The 225-nt window shown below is 68.0% G+C and carries 1 pseudogene; it reads left to right on the forward strand.

The features are described 5' to 3' along the window. Window positions 1–225: pseudogene (locus LPA42_RS33650) on the forward strand (hypothetical protein); the annotation flags it as partial.

Raw genomic sequence — 225 nt, forward strand, 5'->3', positions numbered from 1 at the left:
TGGTGGCCAAAGGCGTGATCCGCCTCAAGGCGACCACCACGAGCGACCTCGACCGGCTACCCCGTTACGATGCACCGCCCGATGTGTCGCCCCTTGACCTGCTGCTGGCCGACCGCGAGGACGACGAGCGGATCGGCTACAGGCCGAGAACCTGTCGGACGCACTCTTCGACGCGGTGGAGCTCTGCCGGTGCCAACCTGCCGAGTCGTCGGCGCAGGCGAGGTT

Source organism: Micromonospora sp. DH13 (genome assembly GCF_020873825.1).
Taxonomy (GTDB): domain Bacteria; phylum Actinomycetota; class Actinomycetes; order Mycobacteriales; family Micromonosporaceae; genus Micromonospora; species Micromonospora haikouensis.